The sequence below is a fragment of the Pseudomonas jinjuensis genome (assembly GCF_900103845.1).
GTDB lineage: Bacteria > Pseudomonadota > Gammaproteobacteria > Pseudomonadales > Pseudomonadaceae > Pseudomonas > Pseudomonas jinjuensis.
This window is the reverse complement of sequence record NZ_FNIJ01000002.1, coordinates 235,550-256,112: the sequence shown is the minus strand read 5'-3', so window position 1 is coordinate 256,112 and position 20,563 is coordinate 235,550. Positions and strand designations below refer to the sequence as shown.

Genomic DNA, 20,563 nt, shown 5'->3' with positions numbered 1-20,563 from the left:
ATCAGGACAGCATGAGTTGCCGATCGGGACACAAGAAGAATGCATAGCCTCGGCCAGACCTCCGTTCCCGCCCTGCACCGCTATCTGCGCCATGCCGAGCGCCTCGGCATGGATATCGACGTCATCCTCCAATCCATCGGCCTGACCCGCGCCCAGCTCGACGACAACCGCCAGCGCCTGCCCGGCGAGGCCCACGAACGCCTGCTCGGCCAGCTCAGCGAGCGCTCCGGCGATCCGCTGTTCGGCCTTCGCGCCGCGCAGTTCGTGCAGCCCGGCTCGTGGAGCGTGCTCGGCTACATCACCATGAACTGCGCCAATCTCGGCGAGGCGATGGCGCGCATCGTGCCTTACGAAAAACTTGTCGGCGACATGGGCGTAAGCCGTCTGGAGCCGGACGACGACCACGTTCGACTGATCTGGGATTGCCGCCACCGGCCGGGTGAAGTCCGCCGGCACATGGTGGAAAACGTGCTGGCATCCTGGCTGCTGTACGCGCGCTGGATCGCCGACAGCGAGGCGTCGCCGCGGGAAGTCTGGTTCGAGCATGGGCAGCCGGACGTGGATATTGGCGAGTACCAGCGGCTGTTCGGCTGCCCGGTGCGCTTCCGGCAATCCTGCAACGCGCTGCTGGTGCCGCTGGAACTGCTCGCCCAGCCGCTGCGCCAGGCCGATCCCGATCTGCTGCGCACCCTGGAGGAACACGCGGCATCGCTGATCGCCGAACTGGATGGCGACGAGCCGTTTCCGCAACAGGTCCGCAATACGCTGCGTCAGTTGCTGAAGGACGGCCTGCCGCGCAAGGAGCGCGTCGCCGAGCGCTTCGGCATGAACCTGCGCACCCTGCAGCGCCACCTGCAGCAGGCCGGCACCAGCTACCAGCGGATTCTCGACGAGCTGCGCCAGGAACTGGCCGGGCGATACCTGGCGGACAGCGACCTGCCGATCCAGGAAATCGCCCTGCGCCTGGGCTTCAGCGAGCCGCGCTCGTTCCACCGCAGCTTCAAGGCGTGGACCGGACGGACGCCCGGGGAATATCGCCAGCAGCGCCAATCCCTGTAGGAGCGAGCTTGCTGGCGCTCAGGAGGCGCACGCCATGCGTGCGATTCGCGGGCATGGCCCGCTTGTACATCCGGGGTTCGCGAGCAAGCTCGCTCCTACGAAGAGCGGGAGCGTGCGTGTATGCGATCCGATCAGCCCAACACTTCGCTGAACGGAATGAAGGTCACCGCATCGCCTTCCGCCAGCGTGCTGCCCTCGCGCACTTCCACCAGCCCTTCGGCCCAGGCGGCGCTGCGCAGCACGCCGGAGCTCTGGTTGAAATAGGGCACGGCGCGGCCGTTCTCCAGGCGCGCGCGCAGGTATTCGCGGCGGTTGCCCGGTTTGCTCCAGCTGAAGCCGGCCGGAACGCTGAAGCCCAGCGGTTCGACCGTCTGCACGCCGAGGCGGCGCAGCAGGTAGGGGCGCGCCAGCAGGGCGAAGGTCACCAGTCCCGAGGCCGGATTGCCCGGCAGGCCGATCACCGGTACGCCCTGGTAATGGCCGACGGTCAGCGGCTTGCCCGGCTTGATCGCCAGCTTCCACAACGCCAGCTCGCCGGCTTCGCGCAGGGCCTGGCCGAGATAATCCGCCTCGCCGACCGAAACGCCGCCGGTGCTGAGGATCAGGTCGACATCCGCCAGCGCGCCGAGGGCTTCGCGGGTACGCGCCAGGTCGTCGGGGAGGATACCGGCGTCGATCACTTCGCAGCCCAGACGGACCAGCCAGTTGCGCAGCAGGTAGCGGTTGCTGTTGTAGATCTGCCCGGCGCCCAGCGGCATGCCCGGTTCGACCAGTTCGTCGCCGGTGGACAGCAGCGCCACCCGCGGCCGCCGGCGCACGCGCAGCTCGGCCTGGCCGAGGGTCGCGGCGAGGCCGATGGTGATCGGCCCCAGCAGGGTCCCGGCATCCAGCACGCAGTCGCCCTTGCGGGTTTCCTGGCCCATCGGGCGGATATGCTGGCCGGCCTTCAGCGGCTCGCGGAACGACACGCGGCCGTCGTCCAGCAGTTCGACGTTTTCCTGCATCTCCACCGTATCGGCGCCTTCCGGCACCGGCGCGCCGGTGAAGATGCGCGCGCATGTGCCCGGCTGCAGCGGCTGCGGCGACTGGCCGGCGAAGACCTTCTGGCTCACCGCCAGCGCCTCGCCCTGCCAGTCGGCATGGCGCAGCGCGTAGCCGTCCATGGCGCTGTTCGGCCAGGGCGGCAGGTCGAGGCCGGCGAGCAGCGGCTCGGCCAGTACGCGGCCGTCCGCCTGGTTGAGCGGGACGCTTTCCACTTCGCCGATCGGCGCCTGTTCGGCCAGCGCCAGCAGGCGCTCCAGGGCCTGTTCGACCGGCAGCAGGCCGGGCTTGTCGCAGCAGCCGCTCATCCGCGGCTCTCGCACAGCGGCAGCGGCTTCAGGTGCGCGACGAAATTGCACGGGCGGTGACGGGCGTCCAGCTGCTCGGCGAGGATGCCGTCCCAGGCGGTGCGGCAGGCGTTGGTGGAGCCCGGCAGGCAGCACACCAGGGTGCCGTTGGCCATGCCGGCCAGGGCGCGGGACTGCACGGTGGAGGTGCCGATGTCGGCCACGGAAATCTGCCGGAACAGTTCGCCGAAGCCATCGACCATCTTGTCCAGCAGGCAGGCGACGGCCTCGGGGGTGCTGTCGCGGCCGGTGAAGCCGGTGCCGCCGGTGACCAGCACCACCTGCACGTCATCCTCGGCGATCCAGGCGGCGACCTGGGCGCGGATGCGGTAGAGGTCGTCCTTCAGCAGCACGCGCGCGGCCAGGTTGTGACCGGCGGCCTGCAGGCGATCGACGAACAGCTGGCCGGAGGTGTCGGTTTCCAGCGTGCGGGTATCGCTGACGGTGAGGACAGCGATGTTCAGCGGCACGAATGCCTGCTCGGCCTTGTGGCTCATGGAGCGCTCCATTGCTTGTGAGGTGGGAATCCGGGGTGTTATATCACAGGCCCTTTCCGGAGACTCCGCCATGCCCGACGCCCTCTTCCCGCCCTGCTCCGTGCTGATTCTCGCCGGCGGCCGCGGCCAGCGCATGGGCGGACAGGACAAGGGGCTGCTGGAGTGGCGCGGGCGTCCCCTGGTCAGCCATCTGCACGATCTGGTGCGGCCGCTGACCGACGACCTGATCATCTCCTGCAACCGCAACGCCGAGCGCTATGCGGCCTTCGCCGACCGCCTGGTCAGCGACGACAGCGCCGACTTCCCCGGCCCGCTCGCCGGCATCCGCGCCGGCCTGGCCGCGGCCCGTCACCCCTGGCTGCTGGTGCTGCCCTGCGACGCGCCGCGGCTGGATCGCGCTCTTCTCGACAGCCTGCGCCGCTCCGCCCTCGCCGCGCCGGACCGGGTGCAGATGCTGCGCACCGGCGCGCAGTGGGAGCCGCTGTTCTGCCTACTGCCGCGGGCCATCGCCCCCCACGTGGAGGAAGCCTGGCAACGCGGCGAGCGCAGCCCGCGCCACGTGTTCCTGCGCTTCGGCGTGCAGCCCGTGGACTGCGCCGCGGACGACCCGCGACTGGCCAATCTGAACACGCCCGAGCTGCTGCAAAGACCGGGCTAGAGCGTTTTTAGGAAAAGCCTGGAACTCGGGCCGGGGAACTTCGGTCGGAATTGGGTATCTATTTGCCCCGGTTTCCACAGGAGATATACCGATGAACAAACGGCTGCTTCCGGCCTTTCTGCTGACCCTGGGCCTCGGCGCACTCGCTGGCTGCTCCAGCCCCACCGTCATCACCCTGAACGACGGGCGCGAGATCCAGGCGGTCGACACTCCCCGTTACGACGACGAATCCGGCTTCTATGAATTCCAGCAGCTGGACGGCAAGGAAGTCCGCGTCAACAAGGACCAGGTCCGCACCGTGAAGGAACTCTGACCCGTCCTTCTCCAGCACGCCCCGCCGGATGCCAGCATCCCGCGGGGCGTCGTTTTTTCCGCTGGTGAAAAAACCGCCAGCAAAAAAAATTTCGCTAACCCCTTGTGCATCAAAAGTTTTTCGGTAGAATGCGCGCCATCAAACGGAGCGTAGCGCAGCTTGGTAGCGCGTCTCGTTCGGGACGAGAAGGTCGCTGGTTCGAATCCAGTCGCTCCGACCAAATCCCGAAAAACCCGCCTCAACGGCGGGTTTTTTATTGCCTGCGATTTTTCATGGCAGGCTGCCGGCCCGGTCACCCGCGCCGGCCCCTTCTTCAGCGGCTGAGGAAATCGGCCACCTGCTCGGCGTCGAACGGCCAGTTCAGTTCCGCCCCGGTATCGCAGCGGCGCAGGACCGGTATGAGCAGTCCGTAGCGCTCTACCCACTCCTCCCGCTCGGCGATATCCACCAGTTCCACCAGCAGGCCGTGCTCGACGAAGGGCATCAACAGCGCCTCCGCCACTTCGCACAGGTGGCAGCCAAGGGTGCCGAACAACTGGCATTCCGGAATCATCGAATCCTCCTTCATCGTTTCGGACGCCTGCATGGGCAAGCTCCAGAAGGCCAATTATGCGCGAGCCCCGGAGCGCAGGAAATCTCGGACCAATAAGCCGTGGCACTAGGCGTACAGCCTCCCTCCGGCATTCCCGCGACGCTATTTAGCAGGCTCACTAATCAACGACTAAGGTCTAAGAGTCATCGCTCGGCTGTAATGATTTATTAAACAAGTTGTAACAGACCGGCATGCCTTCCCACGAGGCACCACCGGCTGCCCAATGCGCTCGAGGAGACAATAACAATGAGCAAGACCCCGATCGCCCGTGCCGTGGCCCTGGCCGCGCTGGGTACCAGCCTTACCCTTCCCACCCTGGCTCAAGCGGAATTCATCAAGGACAGCAAAGCCAGCGTCGAACTGCGCAACTTCTATTTCAACCGCGATCTGCGCCAGGACAATGACCCCGTGCCGACCCAGAACAAGCAGGAAGAATGGGCGCAGGGCTTCATCCTGAAGTACGAGTCCGGCTTCACCGAAGGCACCGTCGGCTTCGGCCTGGACGCCCTGGCCGATCTCGGCCTGAAGCTCGACTCCAGCCCGGATCGCAGCGGCAGCGGCCTGCTGCAGCGCGACCGCGAAACCGGCCGGGCCCAGGACAGCTATAACGATTTCGGCGCGACCGCCAAGGTGCGCGTGTCCAAGACCACCCTGAAAGGCGGCACGCTGCTGCCCAAGCTGCCGGTGGTGCAGTACAACGATACCCGCCTGTTGCCGCAGACCTTCAGCGGTGCCTGGCTGAACTCGCTGGACATCGACAACCTGACCCTCGACGGCGGCCGCCTGTATCAGGTGAACCAGCGCGATTCCTCGGACTACGAGGACCTCACCATGACCGGCGGGGGCAAGCGCAACATCACCGGCACCGTGGCGACCAACGAGTTCGCCTTCGGCGGCCTCGGCTACAAGTGGACCGACAACCTCACCACCAGCTACTACTACGGCGAACTGGAGGACAACTACTCGCAGCACTACCTGAACCTGGTGCACGTGCTGCCGATCGCCGACAAGCAGTCGCTGAAGTCCGATATCCGCTGGGCGCGCTCCAACGACGAAGGCGACACCAACGTCGACAACAAGGCGCTCAACGCCATGTTCACCTACAGCCTGGGCTTCCATGCCTTCGGCCTCGGCTACCAGAAGATGAGCGGCGACACCGGCTTCGCCTACCTCACCGGCACCGACCCGTTCCTGGTCAACTACGTGCAGATCGGCGACTTCGCCAACAAGGACGAGAAATCCTGGCAGGCCCGCTACGACTACAACTTCGCCGGCATCGGCATTCCCGGCCTGACCTTCATGACCCGCTACGTGACAGGCGACGACGTCGACCAGCTGAGCGCGACCACCAGCGAGGACGGCAAGGAATGGGAACGCAACATGGACATTGCCTACGTCTTCCAGGAAGGCCCGCTGAAGAACCTCGGCATCAAGTGGCGTAACGCAACCGTGCGCAGCAACTTCGCCAACGACCTGGACGAGAACCGCCTGATCGTCAGCTACGTCATGCCGCTCTGGTAATTCTTTCGCAGGAAAAAAGAAGCCCGGTCACATCGACCGGGCTTTTTCATACCCATGGTTCCCACGCAGGAGCGTGGGAACGATCGACACAACCGCTCAATCGTGGTTGATCGCCCCGATCTTGTGGATCGACAGGTCCGCGCCGTAGTACTCCTGCTCCTGGCTCAGGCGAATGCCGGCCACGCTCCTGATCAGGCCGTAGACCGCCGCCCCGCCGATGAAGGCGATCAGCACGCCGAGCACCGAGCCGATCACCTGGCTCGCCAGGCTCACCCCGCCGATGCCGCCCAGCGCCTGCTGGCCGAAGATGCCGCAGGCGATGCCGCCCCACAGTCCGCACAGGCCATGCAGCGGCCAGACGCCGAGCACGTCGTCGATCTTCCATTTCACCTGCGCCGCGGTGAAGGTCCAGACGAACAGCGCGCCAGCCACCAGGCCGGTGGCCAGGGCGCCGACCGGGTGCATCAGGTCCGACCCCGCGCAGATCGCCACCAGCCCCGCCAGCGGCCCGTTGTGCAGAAAGCCCGGGTCGTTGCGCCCGACGATCAGCGCGGCCACGGTGCCGCCGACCATCGCCAGCAGCGAGTTCACCGCCACCAGTCCGCTGGCGCCGTTGAGCGTCTGCGCGCTCATCACGTTGAAGCCGAACCAGCCGACGATGAGGATCCACGAGCCCAGCGCCAGCAGCGGGATGTTCGACGGCGCGAACGCCACCAGCCGGCCCTCGCGGTAGCGGCCGTCGCGCCGGCCGAGCAGCAGCACCGCCGCCAGCGCCAGCCAGCCGCCGAACGCATGCACCACGATGGAGCCGGCGAAATCGTGGAAGGTCGCGCCGAACCGGCTTTCCAGCCAGCCCTGCAGGCCGAGGTTGGCGTTCCACACCATGCCTTCGAAGAAGGGATAGACGAAGGCCACGATCAGCGCGGTGGCGCACAGCTGCGGGCAGAATTTGGCGCGCTCGGCGATGCCGCCGGAAATGATCGCCGGGATGGCCGCGGCGAAGGTCAACAGGAAGAAGAACTTCACCAGCGCGTAGCCGTTCTCCGCCGTCAGTTGCTGCGCCGGCTGGAGGAAGTCCACGCCATAGGCGATCCAGTAGCCGACGAAGAAATAGGCCAGGGCGGAGACGGCGAAGTCGGCGAGGATCTTCGACAGCGCGTTGACCTGGTTCTTCAGCCGCACCGTGCCGACTTCGAGAAAGGCGAAACCGGCGTGCATGGCCAGGACCATGACCGCGCCGATGAGGATGAAAAGCGTGTTGGAACCGTGGATAAGCGTTTCCACGGCACTGTTCAGGTTATCCATGAATCTCGGCAGCCCCAGTGTCGATCAGAAAAGCACCAAAACGGCCCGTCACTCCACGCGAGCGCACCACACTGAAGCAGCGCCGCCCCACGAATGACCAGGACCAGGAATCCAGCCTGTCGACCGAAACGCTTCCCTGCATTCCATCCGTTTGGTTTTTCTCTTGTTTTTCCAATGTTTAGTGGAGACTTCAGTGATTTTCGGGGCAACCGGAACGCCCCGAATTCGGGCACGTCCGTCTCCTGACGCACCAGCGGATTGCAAGCGCCATACCAGGAGGCGCACTCGTCCGGATTGGGCTTCACTGAACGGACGGCCGCGACGGCGTCAATGCGCTGCGGGAAATTTGTGAGAAACTTCCCGCGCAGACGTGGCTCGAAACAACAGTCCCCTCGCCCAGCCAAGGAGCGCCTACATGCCCAGCAACGCCGCAGTGAATGCCGCCAAGGAAGAATTCATCAGCGAGTTCCAGACCCTGGTCAGCGATACGGAAAAGCTTCTGCAAAGCTCCGCCGACCTGTTCGGCGCCGAAGCCGAGCAACTGCGCGAACAGATCCAGGCCAACCTCAAGCGCGCTCGCGCGGCACTCGACTCGACCCAGGCGACGGTCAAGGATCGCGGGCAGGCAACCGTCGAAGCCACCGAGGAGTACGTCCGGGAGAATCCCTGGAAGGCGGTGGGCATCGCGGCGGGCGTCGGCTTCCTGTTCGGGCTGCTGCTGAACCGGCGCTGACCATGACCGACGGAAAGGACGCCGGCATGGCCAATACCCCTTCCCTGCGGCGCTTCTTCGCCGCCTTCCTCGGCCTCCTGCACGGGCACATCGAACTGCTCGGCATCGAGCTGCAGGAACAGAAGAGCCGCACCTTCCAGCTGCTGATGTTCGCCGGCCTGGCGCTGGTGTTCGCCCTGCTCCTGCTCGCCGGCATCTCGATGCTGGTGCTGATCCTGTTCTGGGACACCTACCGCGTGCAGGCGGCCATCGGCCTCTGCCTGTTCTACGGCATCGGCTGCGCGATATGCGCATGGCGGATTCACCAGTTGGCCGACGACGACACCTCGCCCTTCAGCGCCACCCTGGAAGAACTCGCCCGTGACCAGGAGCGACTGCTGCCATGAATGAATCGCGAAGCATGCCGCGCCAGACACGCCGGGAGATGCAGAAGACCATCGTGCGCCTGCGCCTGGAGCTGCAGCGCCAGCAGCTGGTGCACGAGACCCAGCAACTGCTCAGGCCCCTGGCCCAGGTGCGCAACCTCGGCCAGAGCGTGCGCCAGCAGCTGAGTGGCCACACGCCGCTGCTCGCCGGCACCGGCGGCGCCCTGCTGCTCGCACTGCTGACCGGCAAGCATCGCCGGCTCGGCCAGTTGCTCAAGCTGGGCCTCGTCCTCGCGCCGCTGCTGCTCAACCTGCGCCAGGCGAAGAAAGCCGAAGACCACGCGCCGCCGCCGACCACCCATCTCTGAAGATCCCTGGCCACATTCTTGCAGTGCTATATGGACAGAAAGTGCCGAGCGCACCAGTCCCGGAACTGCAACCAAGGATGTGACCCGTGATCGAGGGGCAACCCGTCGCCTGCTTCCAACCCTTCATCGACACCGCCACCGGCCTGATCGCGGGCGTCGAGGCCCTCGGCCGCCTGCGCCAGCCGGACGGCGAGCTGCTTTCCGTCGGCCCACTGTTCGCCGATCCGAAGATCAGCCCGACGACGTTGCGCCAGCTCGACCGGCAGATCCGCGACGACGCCCTCGCCCGCCTGCGGGAAATGCCGGCGGACTGGTTCCTCAGCCTGAACATCTCGCCGCGCTGGATCAGCCAGTTGCGGCCGGACCAGCCGCTGCCCAGCCTGAAGCAACTGGAGCAGCAGGGCGTCAGCCCGCGGCGGGTGGTGTTCGAGATCACCGAACTGGGCGGCGACGACCGGCGCCTGCCGGAGGTGGTGGCGCGCTATCGCACAGCGGGCGCGCGGATCGCCATCGACGACTTCGGCGCCGGCTACTCGCAGCTCGACCGCGTGCTGGCCCTGCAGCCGGACATCCTCAAGCTGGACATGCGCCTGTTCCAGCAGGCCGCGCGCGACGGCGGGCACAGCAGCGAAGTAGTGAAGGCGCTGGCGCAGATGGCGGTGAAGACCGGCTGCTGGATCATCGCCGAAGGCATCGAGACCGAAGCGGAGATGGACTTCGCCTTCGAATGCGGCGCGCGCTACGTGCAGGGTTTCCTGTTCGGCCGGCCGTCGCTGCAGTTCCCCGCCAGCGACGCCTTCCGCGAGCCATTCGCCCGGCTGCGCGACCTCTACGTCCAGCGCAAGCTGGAGGAACGCGCCAACCTCAACCAGCTGCGCCAGCAACTCTCGGAACTGCTCGCCAAGCTGCGCCCCTGGGCGGAAAGCGGCGCCATCCTCAGCAGCCTGCCCGCCCCGGAGTTCTGTCCGCGCGTGCTGCGCATCTACCAGTGCGACCGCCACGGCACCCAGACCTCGCCCAACCTGGAATGGAACGGCCTGTTCTGGCGCGAGGACCGCCGCTACATCGGCCACAACTGGTCCTGGCGCCCGTATTTCTACCAGTTGCTCGCCGAAGGCTGGGAAGAGCAGCGGATGATGCTTTCCGGCACCTATCGCGACGCGACCACCAACCAGTACTGCATGACCGCCGGCCTGTTCATCGACCAGGGACGGCGTCTGCTGCTGGTCGACGTCGACGCCGAAGGGCTGTGATTCCGGCGCCGTTGAGATTGCCCGGGCGAACGGTTAGCTTGGTTGCCATCGCCGACTCGACAGGATGACCAAATGGACTGGCACTCCCTGCTCCCCCGCGAACGCCTGGGCAAGCCCGTGCACAGCAGCGCCGAACTGGGGCGCAGCGCGTTCCACAAGGACCACGACCGGATCATCTTCTCCGGCGCGTTCCGCCGCCTGGGCCGCAAGACCCAGGTGCACCCGGTCACCAGCAACGACCATATCCACACCCGCCTCACCCACTCCCTGGAGGTCGGCTGCGTCGGCCGCTCGCTGGGTATGCGGGTCGGCGAGATGCTGCGCGGCGAGCTTCCCGAGTGGTGCGACCCCGGCGATCTCGGCGTCATCGTGCAGTCCGCCTGCCTGGCCCACGACATCGGCAACCCGCCGTTCGGCCACTCCGGCGAGGACGCCATCCGCCACTGGTTCCAGCAGGCCGCCGCGCGCGGCTGGCTGGACGAGATGAGCGAGGAGGAGCGCGCCGACTTCCTGCACTTCGAGGGCAACGCCCAGGGCTTCCGCGTGCTGACCCAGCTGGAATACCACCAGTTCGACGGCGGCGTGCGCCTGACCTACGCCACCCTCGGCACCTACCTGAAATACCCCTGGACCTCCCGCCACGCCGACTCCCTCGGCTACAAGAAGCACAAGTTCGGCTGCTACCGGAGCGAACTGCCGCTGCTGGAACAGATCACCCAGAAGCTCGGCATGCCGCAACTCGAAGCCGAGCGCTGGGCGCGCCATCCGCTGGTCTACCTGATGGAGGCGGCGGACGACATCTGCTACGGCCTGATCGACCTGGAGGACGGCCTGGAAATGGAGCTGCTCGACTATCCCGAAGTCGAGATGCTGCTGCTCGGGCTGGTGGGCGACGACCTGCCGGAAACCTACCGCCAGCTGGGTCCGCAGGATTCGCGCCGGCGCAAGCTGGCGATCCTGCGCGGCAAGGCCATCGAGCACCTGACCAACGCCGCCGCCCGCGCCTTCGTCGAACAGAAGTCGGCGCTGCTGGCCGGCGCGCTGCCCGGCGACCTGGTGGAACACATGCATGGCCCGGCCAAGCATTGCGTGCTGCGGGCGAAGGCCCTGGCGCGGGAAAAGATCTTCCAGGACAAGCGCAAGACCCTGCACGAGATCGGCGCCTACACCACCCTGGAAATCCTGCTCAACGCCTTCTGCGGCGCGGCGCTGGAACAGCACGGCGGGCGCTCGCCCTCGCTGAAGAACCAGCGCATCCTCGATCTGCTCGGGCACAACGCGCCCAATCCGGAATGGTCGCTGTACCGGGCCTTCCTGCGGGTCATCGATTTCATCGCCGGGATGACCGACAGCTATGCCACCGAAATGGCCAGGGAAATGACCGGGCGTTCGAGCCCGGTCTGAGGCGCGTCAGTTGCAGAAAGGGCCGTCGTTTTTCCAGCCATTGCAGCGGCCGGGCGCTTCCGGGCAACTGCCGGGGAGCATATCCAGGTAGGTCTGCAGTTGCGCCTGCAGGCGCTCCGCGGCCTCACGCACATGGCGCACCCGAAGCTGCAGGTCGCTTTCGCCGGGGCCGTTCCGGCAGGCATTCTCCAGCTCGACGCAACGTTCCTGCAGCAGCTCCGCCTGCACCATGCGCGCGGCGCCCTTGATGCGGTGGGCCAGGTCGGCAAGCTGCGGCCAATCCCGCTTGCGCAGCAGCGCCTCGAGTTGCCCGACATCCGCCTGGTTGGTCCTGTACAGCTCCTCGACCAGTTGCCTGGTCAGGGCCGGATCGCCGCCGGTCATCTCCTCCAGCGCCTGGATCTCGATGCCGGCATCGGACGCAAGAATGGTTTCCGCCGCTGCGATTCTCGGCACCTGCACCAGGTGGGAACGAAGCTGCTCCAGCGACAGCGGCTTGAACAGGCAGTCATCCATTCCGGCGCTGCGGCAACGTTCGATTTCGTCCGGCTGGGCGTTGGCGGTGAAACCGAAGATCCGGCATGGCGCAGCTCCGCTTTCCCGTTCGATCTGGCGAATCTGCATAGCCAGCTCATAGCCGTTCAGCACCGGCATGTTGCAGTCGGTAATGACCAGATCGAACTCGCCGGGACTCCAGGCTTGCAGCGCCTGTGCGCCATCCTCGGCAAGCACCACCTGCTGGCCGAGATGCTCGAGCTGCTGTGAAAGCAGCATGCGGTTCGCCGGATGATCGTCCACCACCAGCACCCTGAGCGAGCAACCGGGCATTTCCGCGACCGCATCGCGTTTGGCGACCTGCTCCGGCAGCGGCTCCAGGGTATGCAGCACCAGGCTCACGCGGACCCTGGTGCCAACGCCCGGTGTGCTCTCCAGACGCACCGTCCCGCCCATCATCTCGGCGAGCTTGCGGCAGATGTTCAGCCCCAGCCCGGTGCCGCCACGGGACGCGAAGCTACCCTGCTGCACCTGGCTGAAGGGTTCGAACAGCCGGGCCTGGTCCTCTTCGGCAATGCCGATCCCGCTGTCCTCGACGCACAGGTCGAGGGCGATCCGGTCCTCGGCCAGCGGGTCGGCCGCCACCTGGATGCCGACGAAGCCCCTGTCGGTGAACTTGATGGCGTTGCTGAGCAGGTTGGAAAGAATCTGCTTGAAGCGCAGCGGGTCGATCAGCACGTCGCAGGCCGCCGCCTCGACATCGATCTCCAGCCTGAGCTGCAGGCCCTTCTGCCTGGCCAGCCCGTCGAAGATCCTCGCCACGGATTCGACCAGTTCCCGCAGCCTGGCCCGTTCGGGCATCAGCGTCAGGCGCCCGGACTCGATCTTGGCCACGTCGAGAATGTCGCCGATCAGCAGCAGCAGCGACCGGGCGGATTCATGGGCGACCTCCAGCGGGCCGCTCTGGCTGCAACTGCCGCAGCCGCTGCCGAGCAGCGCGAGTTCGAGCATGCCGATCACCGCGCTCAGCGGCGTGCGGATCTCGTGGCTCATGGTGGCGAGAAAGGTGCTCTTGATGCGGCTGGCCTCCTCCGCCTGCTCCTTGGCGATCTGCAACTGCTGATGCAGGCGTTCGCGCTCGGTCACGTCGATCCAGCCGCATACCAGCCCCAGGACCTCTCCCTTGACGTTTCGATAGGGCGTGATCCAGAGATGGCCCTCCCTGGTCTGCCCATGCACCTGCATGACCCGGTCGAAGGTTTGCGGCTCACCCCGCTCCAGCACCTGCAGGAACTCGCGCTGCAAGGCTTCGGCGTCGCGGGGATTCAGCCAGCTGTAATCGGTCACGCAGGTTCCCTGGGCGGCCTCGCGGGTGAGCCCGGTGAATTCGAGGTAGCTGCGATTGCAGGTCAGCAGGCGCCCTTTCCTGTCCCTGACGACGACGGGGTGCGGGATGCCATCGACGAGCGCACGCTTGAAAGCGAGCCGGTAGCTCAGATCCTTCTCGGACAGGCTCCGCTGGCGCACCTTGCGTTGCAGCCGCCAGTTCCAGAACAGCACCAGCGCCAGCGCCAGCGCTCCTGCCACGGCCAGTTGATAGAGCTGCGTTCGATAGCCTTCCCAGACGCTGTCGGACGACTCGGCAGTGGCGGACCAGCGGCTGACGAGGTTGGCCATTTCCTCGGGCGATATGGCCAGCAGCGCCTTGTTCAGGATGCTGACAAGTTCGGGTTCGGCGCGGGAGACGGCAAAGGAAAGTTGCCCCGGCTCGGGGTCGAGCGTCGCCACGATGCGCAGGTTCCTGTAGTAGCGGGAAAGCAGGAAGGTGGCGGACGCCATCAGGTGGATCGCGGCATCCACCTGGCCATCGCTCAGCAGCAGAAGCGCATCGACGTTGTTCTCCACTTCCACCACGCGGACATGCGGATAGTGCTCCCTGAGGTAATCGATGAGCAGGCTGCCGCGCGGCACCGCGACCGTCTGGTCATCCAGGTCGGTCAGATCGCCGATCCGTTCATTCGCCTTGCGGGTGACCACGACGAACGAAGTGTTCAGATACGGCCGGGTGAACGCCAGGAACTCCTGGCGTTCGAGCGTGGGCGCCAGTGCGGCGATCACGTCGGCATGGCCTTCCCGGACTCTTTTCAGCATGTCGGGAATGGACGCGGAGGGCTGGACTTCGAATTGCAGGCCGGTTCGCGCCCGGACGAGATCGAGCAGATCGGCGACGATGCCATGGAACTGCCGGTCGGAATCGAAGAAGGTCAGGGGAGCGAGCGCCTGGTCCACCACCAGCACCGGCCTGGGGTGGCGCTCGAGCCAGCGCCGCTCCTGATCGGTCAGCACCAGTTCGGAACCGGCGATGGAATACGGAACGCCGGTTCCCCAGCGGCGCTGGATGACGAGGCCGGTCTGCACCGGCACGCTTTCCAGCGCCTTGTCGATGATGTCCCGCAGGCGGTCGTTGGAGGCCGCCAGGGCGAAGCTGAAGCCGCCTCCGTCGAAGCGTGCGAAATTCAGCATGCGCAGGTTGAGCAGATAACCCTGGCTGATCACGTATTGTGCGCTGAAGGCATCCCCCACATAGAAGTCGGCCCGGCCGAACGAAACCGCCTCCAGGGCACGGCGAATCGAATCGAAGCGGACGATCCCGGAGCGCGGGTAGTGCCGGGCTATTTCCTCCCGGGAGAAGTAGTCGTCCACCACCGCGATCCGGCGTCCGGACAAACGGTCGCCATCGTCGGGCGGCACGTCCTTCCGCCCGACGACCACCGGCTGGTTGGCGAAGTACGGGACGGAAAGGACGATGCCGGGGAATTCGCTCTCGTATCGGGTGGAACGGCCCAGCAGATCTATCTCGCCCTTCTGCAGCGCCTGTATGGCGCTGTTCCGGCCGGAATAGCGGCGCACCTGGATGCGGATGTTGAGGGCGGATTCGAGGATGCCCAGGTAATCCGCGGTGACGCCTTCCAGCTCCTTGCCGCTCGGGGTGGTTTCCAGGGGCGGATAGTCCGGGCTGGTGGTACCGACTACCAGGACCTTCCTGGCCCTCAACCACTGCCAGTCCGCTTCGGGAAGCTCGACCTCGACCCGCTCGCCAGCAGGACGAGCCAACAAGTCAAGAGGCGTCCATGAAGGAATATTCTCTTTCGCAGGAATTGCGCTACAGAAAACTCCTAGAAAGAGGCCAATGGCAATTACTGGTTTTTGCCGGAACCACCCAACCATGGAAGACCTCACACCAGCGTATTGCGCTTGGCGAACTCGATAAGATCGACCAGCGAATGAGCATTCAACTTCAACAACAGACGTGTCTTGTATGTACTGACAGTCTTGTTGCTGATGAACATCTGCTCGGAAATCTCCTTGTTCGAATATCCATTGGCCAGATATTGAAGAACGGACATTTCCCTGTCGGAAAGTCTCTGGATAAGTTCCTGGTCGTCTATTTGCCCATTATTCTTCCGGCTTGCACGAATGGCCGTGCTCGGGAAGTAGTTGTATCCGGCGACTACCGCATTGATCGCATTCATCAGCTCGGCGAGGCCGCCCTGCTTGCAGACGAACCCGGAAGCCCCGGCCTGCATGCAGCGCATGGCGAAGAGCGAGGCGTTCTGGCCGGTAAGCACCAGGATCTTCATGGGCAGGCCGAAAGCGGACAGGCGGCTGATCACTTCCAGTCCATCGAGCCGCGGAATGCCGATATCGAGAATTACCAGGTCCGGCAATAATTCCTTGACCATGGATAAGGCATCCACGCCATTATCGGTTTCACCCGCAACGACATAGCCTTCCCTTTCCAGTAATACACGCATTGCCATTCGAATGACCGGATGGTCATCGACGATCATAACCCTGCTCATTATCCCTCCGGAAACATCTCTTTATAACGTGGCAGATGAGATATCTTCGGAACGGATTCTGTCGAGAACGACGGTAACGTTTTGGCGATCTTAGGAAAAGTCCTACGAGATAAAAATACAACCCTTACATTCTTAAAAGCATTACCGCAGCAAGCAAACCCTTCCCTGAAAAATTCGGACATATGAATCCGACTTGACGCCAGCATTATCCGAATATTGCACGCCGCGCCGCTTGACTCACGGCGCATTGACCACGAATGGCGAGGCTGCTGCGGGTGGTCAGCGCGGAACCTTCACCGGCTGCCCGGGATACCAGGCATCCATCAGGGCGCTGATGGTGAAGCTGGCCAGTTCGGGTTGCTGCCGCAACCATTCGTCCACCTGGCTCCGCTGTTCCTCATTGACCGAGCCGCGGCGCCCCAGGCAGACGAAACCATATTCATCGCAGCCGGCGTAGCTCAGCCCATTCGGCGCGAGAAGCTGGTCGGTGAAACGGCGCATGAAAGCGTCCGTCACCTCGGCAGCGGCCCCCTCCTTGTACTGGAAGCTCAGCTCGAATCCCAGTTCCTGGAACTCGTCGACACAGAGCTTCTTGCGCAAGCGGCGGGAGCGGTTGGTGGCCATGTGCGGTTCTCCTGCGGGGGTGTCGGCATCCGCAGTGTAGACAATGACAAGAGTCGCGACCGGCCGGCCCGATGCCAGCACCTTGTTCGCCGGCGCATCCCATCCGGCCGCGGGTTGCGGCATAATGCGCCGGCAGGCCCCGCGCGAAACGGGAACATTTTCAGCGCCTGCACTTTCTGATTTTCATCTTCAATTTCGCTTCATGCCCCTGTCCGGGATATCACTTCAAAAATGTTCAAGTCATTGCGCGCCCTTGCCCTCGCCACGCTGTTGCCCTTCGCCCTGCCGGCGCTGGCGCAGATCAACGCCACCCTGCCGGAAAACGTGCAGAAGGCCTTGAAGACCAGCAAACTGCCGAACGATGCCCTTTCCCTGGTGCTGATCCCGCTCGACGGGCCCGGCAACCCGACCTATTTCAACGCCGACGTCTCGGTCAACCCGGCGTCGACCATGAAGCTGTTCACCACCTATGCCGCCCTGGAAATGCTCGGCCCCACCTACCAGTGGAAAACCGAGTTCTATACCGACGGCCAGATAAGGAACGGCGTGCTCGACGGCAACCTCTATCTGAAGGGCGGCGGCGATCCCAAGCTGAACATGGAAAGGCTCTGGCTGCTGATGCGCGACCTGCGCGCCAACGGCGTGACCCGGGTCACCGGCGACCTGGTGCTCGATCGCAGCTATTTCAACGCCCCGCAGTTGCCGGTGTTCAACGACGATGGCGGCGACGACAACAAGCCGTTCCTGGTGGGCCCCGACTCGCTGCTGGTGAACCTGAAGAGCGTGCGCCTGGTGGTGCGCAGCGAATCCGGCAAGGCCACGGTGATGATGGACCCGCCGCTGGCGAACGTCCGCCTCGACAACCAGATCAAGGTCACCGGCCCCGCGACCTGCCCGTCCTGGCCGAAGCTGCGCTTCAACCCGGTGGTCCAGTTCGACGGCGCGACCCTGGTCGCGACCGGGCAGATTCCCAAGGGCTGCAGCGCCCAGACCTACATGTCGCTGCTCGACCACCCCAGCTTCACCGCCGGCGCGGTGCGCGGCATCTGGCAGGAACTCGGCGGCAGCATCGCCGGCAAGGACCGCCAGGGCAGCGTGCCGAAGAACGCCACGCTGGTGGCGAAGGCCTTCTCCCCGGATGTGGTCGAGATCATTCGCGACATCAACAAGTACAGCAACAACACCATGGCGCAGCAGCTGTTCCTCTCCATTGGCGCGCAGAACCGCACCAGCGCCGATGCCAACGACGGCCAGGCGGCGCAGCGGGCGATCCGCCAGTGGCTGGCGCGCAAGGGCATCACCGCTTCGCACCTGGTGATGGAGAACGGCTCCGGCCTGTCGCGTGACGAGCGGGTGAGCGCGCGGGAGATGGCGGCCATGCTGCAGGCCGCGTGGCACAGCCCCTACTCGGCGGAATACGTGTCCTCGCTGCCGATCGTGGCGATGGACGGCACCATGCGCAAACGCCTGCGCCGCACGCCGATGGCCGGGGAAGCCCACGTCAAGACCGGCACCCTGAACACCGTCCGCGCCCTGGCCGGTTTCAGCCGCGACGCCAACGGCAACAACTGGGTGGTGGTGGCGATCCTCAACAGCAACCGCCCGTGGGGCGCCTCGTCGATCCTCGACCAGGTGCTGCTGGACCTGTACAGCACCACCCGGCGCGCCTCCAACACGGCAACCGCCAACCGCTGACCTCGCTTCACCGCGTTCGCCGGCGCCCTCCCCGGGCGCCGGCGAACGGCCATCAGCGCACGCTGATACGCCAGGCCTTGTGGATTCTGGTGTTGCGGGCGAAGTCCGGGTCCAGCGTCTGGGCGCTGATGTCTTCCACCTGGTAGCGCGCCATCAGGCCCGGGTCCATCTCGAACTTGCGGAAGTTGTTCGAGAAGTAGAGCACGCCGCCCCTGGCCAGGCGCGCCATGGCCAGGTCGATCAGCTCGACCTGGTCGCGCTGCACGTCGAACACCCCTTCCATGCGCTTGGAATTGGAGAAGGTCGGCGGGTCGATGAAGATCAGGTCGTACTCGCCGCGATCTTCCCGCAGCCATTCCATCACGTTGCTGTGCACCAGCCGCTGCTTGTCGGAGAAGCCGTTCAGCGAAAGGTTGCGCCGCGCCCAGTCCAGATAGGTCTTCGACAGGTCTACGCTGGTGGTGCTGCGCGCCCCGCCCTTCGCCGCGTGCACGGTCGCCGTGGCGGTGTAGCAGAACAGGTTGAGGAAGCGCTTGCCCTCGGCCTCGCGCTGGATGCGCATGCGCATCGGCCGGTGGTCGAGGAACAGGCCGGTGTCCAGGTAGTCGGTCAGGTTGACCAGCAGCTTCACCCCGCCTTCCTGCACCTCCATGAAGCGGCCGGCGCTGTCCTGCCGCTCGTACTGCTTCTTGCCGGCCTGCCGCTCGCGGCGCTTGATGACGATGCGTTCGGTGGGAATGTCCAGCGCCTGCGGCAGGGCCGCCAGCGCATCGAGCAGGCGGGCCTGGGCCTTGGCCGGGTCGATGGACTTCGGCGCGGCGTATTCCTGGACGTGTGCCCAGTCGCGATAGATATCCACAGCCAGGGCGTATTCCGGCATGTCGGCGTCATACAGCCGATAGCATTCGACCTTCTCGCGGCGCGCCCACTTGCCCAACTGGCGGAGGTTCTTCTGCAGGCGGTTGGCGAACATCTGCCCGCCCTCGCTCAGCCGCGCCGGTTCGACGGCGGCAGGTGCCTCCCCGTCAGTGCGCGCCTCGCCGCGTTCGCCGGTGACGAACTGGCGCGGCTCCACATCCAGCATCAGCAGCTTGCACGGCAGCGCGCCGTTCCAGAAGGCGTACTGCTTGTGGCTGCGAATGCCCATGCGCTTGCCGAGCTCCGGGGCGCCGGTGAAGATGCCGGCGCTCCAGCCCAGGCAGCTCTGGCGCAGGCGCTCGCCGAGGTGCTGGTAGAGATACAGCAGGCTCGCCTCGTCGCCCAGGCGCTCGCCGTAGGGCGGGTTGCAGATCACCAGGCCGCGCTGGTTCTTGTCGGGACGCGGCTCGAAGGTGGCGAGTTCGCCCTGGTAGACCTTCACCCACTCCGCCAGCCCGGCGCGCTCGATGTTGTTGCGCGCCGGCTGGATCAGCCGCGGGTCGGCCTCGTAGCCGCGAATCCACAGGGGAGTCCGGGCGAGCCCGGCCGCCGCCCGCTGCTCGGCCTCGGCCAGCAGCTTCTTCCACAGCACCGGAACGTGTCCCAGCCAGCGGCTGAAGCCCCAGTGTTCGCGCTTCAGGTTCGGCGCGATGTCGGCCGCCATCAGGCCGGCCTCGACCAGGAAGGTGCCGACGCCGCACATCGGGTCGGCCAGGGCGCCGCCTTCGGCGGCGAGGCGCGGCCAGCCGGCGCGGATCAGCACGGCGGCGGCGAGGTTTTCCTTCAGCGGCGCGGCGCCCTGCTGCAGGCGGTAGCCGCGCTGGTGCAGGCTGTGGCCGGAAAGGTCGAGGGACAGCACCGCCTGGCCGCGATCGAGGTGCAGGTGCACGCGGATGTCGGGGTTGAGCTTGTCCACCGTCGGACGCCGGCCGAACTCGGCGCGCAGGCTGTCGACGATGGCGTCCTTGACCTTCAGCGCACCGAAGTGGGTGTTGTCGATGCCCGATCCGCGTCCGCTGAACTCCACGGCGAGGCTGCCGCCCGGGTCGAGGTGGTCGCTCCAGGGCACGGCCCGGACGCCCATGTAGAGCTCCTCGGCATCCGCCACCGGGAAACGCGCCAGCACCAGCAGCACGCGGTTGGCCAGGCGCGACCACAGGCACAGGCGGTAGGCGGTTTCCAGGTCGCCTTCGCCGCGCACCGCGGAAACCTGCGCCTTCGCCGCGCCCAAGCCGAGTTGTTGGGCTTCCTCCAGCAGCAGGCCGTCGAGGCCCTTCGGGCAGGTGAGGAAAAGTTCGTAGATATCCGCCATGCAAGGTTTCCCGGGCCTTCGCCCTTTCAGCAGGCGCGCCAGGCGCCTGACAGATCGTCCCGCCGCTTCGCCGCGGCGGGACGCTTCCTGGATATTTCGGGGTAGGCCTGCGACCGTGAGACGCAGTAGCCCACCCCACTCGTCGGGATGAAATGGGCGCGCAACAGGCGCCCGATTTATCCACAGACCATCACCTGAGC

18 protein-coding genes and 1 tRNA gene are annotated in these 20,563 nt (G+C 65.7%); 11 read left to right on the top strand and 8 right to left on the bottom strand.

Annotated features, from left to right (window positions below):
* Positions 1 to 39: 39 nt before the first annotated feature.
* Positions 40 to 1,059 (top strand): AraC family transcriptional regulator GliR, encoded by a 1,020-nt coding sequence (gene gliR, locus BLR75_RS03610; RefSeq protein WP_084309996.1) that lies wholly within the window; start codon positions 40 to 42, stop codon positions 1,057 to 1,059.
* 131 nt (positions 1,060 to 1,190) lie between these two features.
* Here gliR and BLR75_RS03605 read toward each other — a convergent pair whose 3' ends face one another.
* Entirely contained in the window at positions 1,191 to 2,408 is a 1,218-nt protein-coding gene (locus BLR75_RS03605; RefSeq protein WP_084309995.1) for a molybdopterin molybdotransferase MoeA, read from the bottom strand.
* Positions 2,405 to 2,944: a molybdenum cofactor biosynthesis protein B gene (gene moaB / locus BLR75_RS03600; RefSeq protein WP_084309994.1), complete on the bottom strand. Its 540-nt coding sequence runs from the start codon at positions 2,942 to 2,944 to the stop codon at positions 2,405 to 2,407. Before moaB ends, BLR75_RS03605 begins: the two co-directional genes overlap by 4 nt.
* Positions 2,945 to 3,014: 70 nt before the next feature.
* Between moaB and mobA the strand changes: the two genes are divergently transcribed.
* The 3 genes from mobA to BLR75_RS03585 all read left to right on the top strand — a co-directional run bounded on the left by mobA (position 3,015) and on the right by BLR75_RS03585 (position 4,135).
* Entirely contained in the window at positions 3,015 to 3,602 is a 588-nt protein-coding gene (gene mobA, locus BLR75_RS03595; RefSeq protein WP_084309993.1) for a molybdenum cofactor guanylyltransferase MobA, read from the top strand.
* A 91-nt stretch (positions 3,603 to 3,693) separates the two neighbouring features.
* Positions 3,694 to 3,915 (top strand): YgdI/YgdR family lipoprotein, encoded by a 222-nt coding sequence (locus BLR75_RS03590; RefSeq protein WP_084309992.1) that lies wholly within the window; start codon positions 3,694 to 3,696, stop codon positions 3,913 to 3,915.
* Positions 3,916 to 4,058: 143 nt separating this feature from the next.
* Positions 4,059 to 4,135, top strand: a tRNA-Pro gene (locus tag BLR75_RS03585).
* A gap of 93 nt (positions 4,136 to 4,228) precedes the next feature.
* Here BLR75_RS03585 and BLR75_RS03580 read toward each other — a convergent pair.
* Entirely contained in the window at positions 4,229 to 4,468 is a 240-nt protein-coding gene (locus BLR75_RS03580) for a glutaredoxin family protein (protein ID WP_084310162.1), read from the bottom strand.
* A gap of 285 nt (positions 4,469 to 4,753) precedes the next feature.
* Between BLR75_RS03580 and BLR75_RS03575 the strand changes: the two genes are divergently transcribed.
* Positions 4,754 to 6,028, top strand: coding sequence for an OprD family porin (locus BLR75_RS03575; protein ID WP_084309991.1), 1,275 nt, complete (start codon positions 4,754 to 4,756; stop codon positions 6,026 to 6,028).
* 96 nt (positions 6,029 to 6,124) lie between these two features.
* Here BLR75_RS03575 and BLR75_RS03570 read toward each other — a convergent pair whose 3' ends face one another.
* Positions 6,125 to 7,333, bottom strand: a complete 1,209-nt coding sequence (locus tag BLR75_RS03570) for an ammonium transporter (protein ID WP_084309990.1) — start codon at positions 7,331 to 7,333, stop codon at positions 6,125 to 6,127.
* Positions 7,334 to 7,748: 415 nt separating this feature from the next.
* Between BLR75_RS03570 and BLR75_RS03565 the strand changes: the two genes are divergently transcribed.
* From BLR75_RS03565 to BLR75_RS03545, 5 genes are all read left to right on the top strand, one after another.
* The gene (locus BLR75_RS03565) at positions 7,749 to 8,066 is read left to right on the top strand and encodes an ElaB/YgaM/YqjD family protein (RefSeq protein ID WP_084309989.1); all 318 of its coding nucleotides are present in this window, start codon (positions 7,749 to 7,751) and stop codon (positions 8,064 to 8,066) included.
* A 2-nt stretch (positions 8,067 to 8,068) separates the two neighbouring features.
* Entirely contained in the window at positions 8,069 to 8,452 is a 384-nt protein-coding gene (locus BLR75_RS03560; RefSeq protein ID WP_084309988.1) for a phage holin family protein, read from the top strand.
* The gene (locus BLR75_RS03555) at positions 8,449 to 8,799 is read left to right on the top strand and encodes a hypothetical protein (RefSeq protein WP_084309987.1); all 351 of its coding nucleotides are present in this window, start codon (positions 8,449 to 8,451) and stop codon (positions 8,797 to 8,799) included. The genes BLR75_RS03560 and BLR75_RS03555 overlap by 4 nt, the downstream gene beginning before the upstream one ends.
* A gap of 86 nt (positions 8,800 to 8,885) precedes the next feature.
* The gene (locus tag BLR75_RS03550) at positions 8,886 to 10,052 is read left to right on the top strand and encodes an EAL domain-containing protein (protein WP_084309986.1); all 1,167 of its coding nucleotides are present in this window, start codon (positions 8,886 to 8,888) and stop codon (positions 10,050 to 10,052) included.
* A gap of 72 nt (positions 10,053 to 10,124) precedes the next feature.
* A complete protein-coding gene (locus BLR75_RS03545; protein ID WP_084309985.1) occupies positions 10,125 to 11,456 on the top strand; it encodes a deoxyguanosinetriphosphate triphosphohydrolase in 1,332 nt (443 codons plus the stop codon).
* 6 nt (positions 11,457 to 11,462) lie between these two features.
* On the opposite strand, the gene BLR75_RS03540 is transcribed toward BLR75_RS03545, so the two are convergent.
* The 3 genes from BLR75_RS03540 to BLR75_RS03530 all read right to left on the bottom strand — a co-directional run bounded on the left by BLR75_RS03540 (position 11,463) and on the right by BLR75_RS03530 (position 16,438).
* Positions 11,463 to 15,068 (bottom strand): transporter substrate-binding domain-containing protein, encoded by a 3,606-nt coding sequence (locus BLR75_RS03540; RefSeq protein ID WP_245726096.1) that lies wholly within the window; start codon positions 15,066 to 15,068, stop codon positions 11,463 to 11,465.
* Positions 15,069 to 15,187: 119 nt separating this feature from the next.
* A complete protein-coding gene (locus BLR75_RS03535) occupies positions 15,188 to 15,814 on the bottom strand; it encodes a response regulator transcription factor (RefSeq protein WP_084309983.1) in 627 nt (208 codons plus the stop codon).
* Positions 15,815 to 16,093: 279 nt separating this feature from the next.
* The gene (locus tag BLR75_RS03530) at positions 16,094 to 16,438 is read right to left on the bottom strand and encodes a YggL 50S ribosome-binding family protein (protein WP_084309982.1); all 345 of its coding nucleotides are present in this window, start codon (positions 16,436 to 16,438) and stop codon (positions 16,094 to 16,096) included.
* Between the two features lie 231 nt (positions 16,439 to 16,669).
* Between BLR75_RS03530 and dacB the strand changes: the two genes are divergently transcribed.
* Entirely contained in the window at positions 16,670 to 18,133 is a 1,464-nt protein-coding gene (gene dacB / locus BLR75_RS03525; RefSeq protein WP_084309981.1) for a D-alanyl-D-alanine carboxypeptidase/D-alanyl-D-alanine endopeptidase, read from the top strand.
* Between the two features lie 52 nt (positions 18,134 to 18,185).
* On the opposite strand, the gene rlmKL is transcribed toward dacB, so the two are convergent.
* Positions 18,186 to 20,363, bottom strand: coding sequence for a bifunctional 23S rRNA (guanine(2069)-N(7))-methyltransferase RlmK/23S rRNA (guanine(2445)-N(2))-methyltransferase RlmL (gene rlmKL, locus BLR75_RS03520; protein ID WP_084309980.1), 2,178 nt, complete (start codon positions 20,361 to 20,363; stop codon positions 18,186 to 18,188).
* Positions 20,364 to 20,563 lie beyond the last annotated feature (200 nt).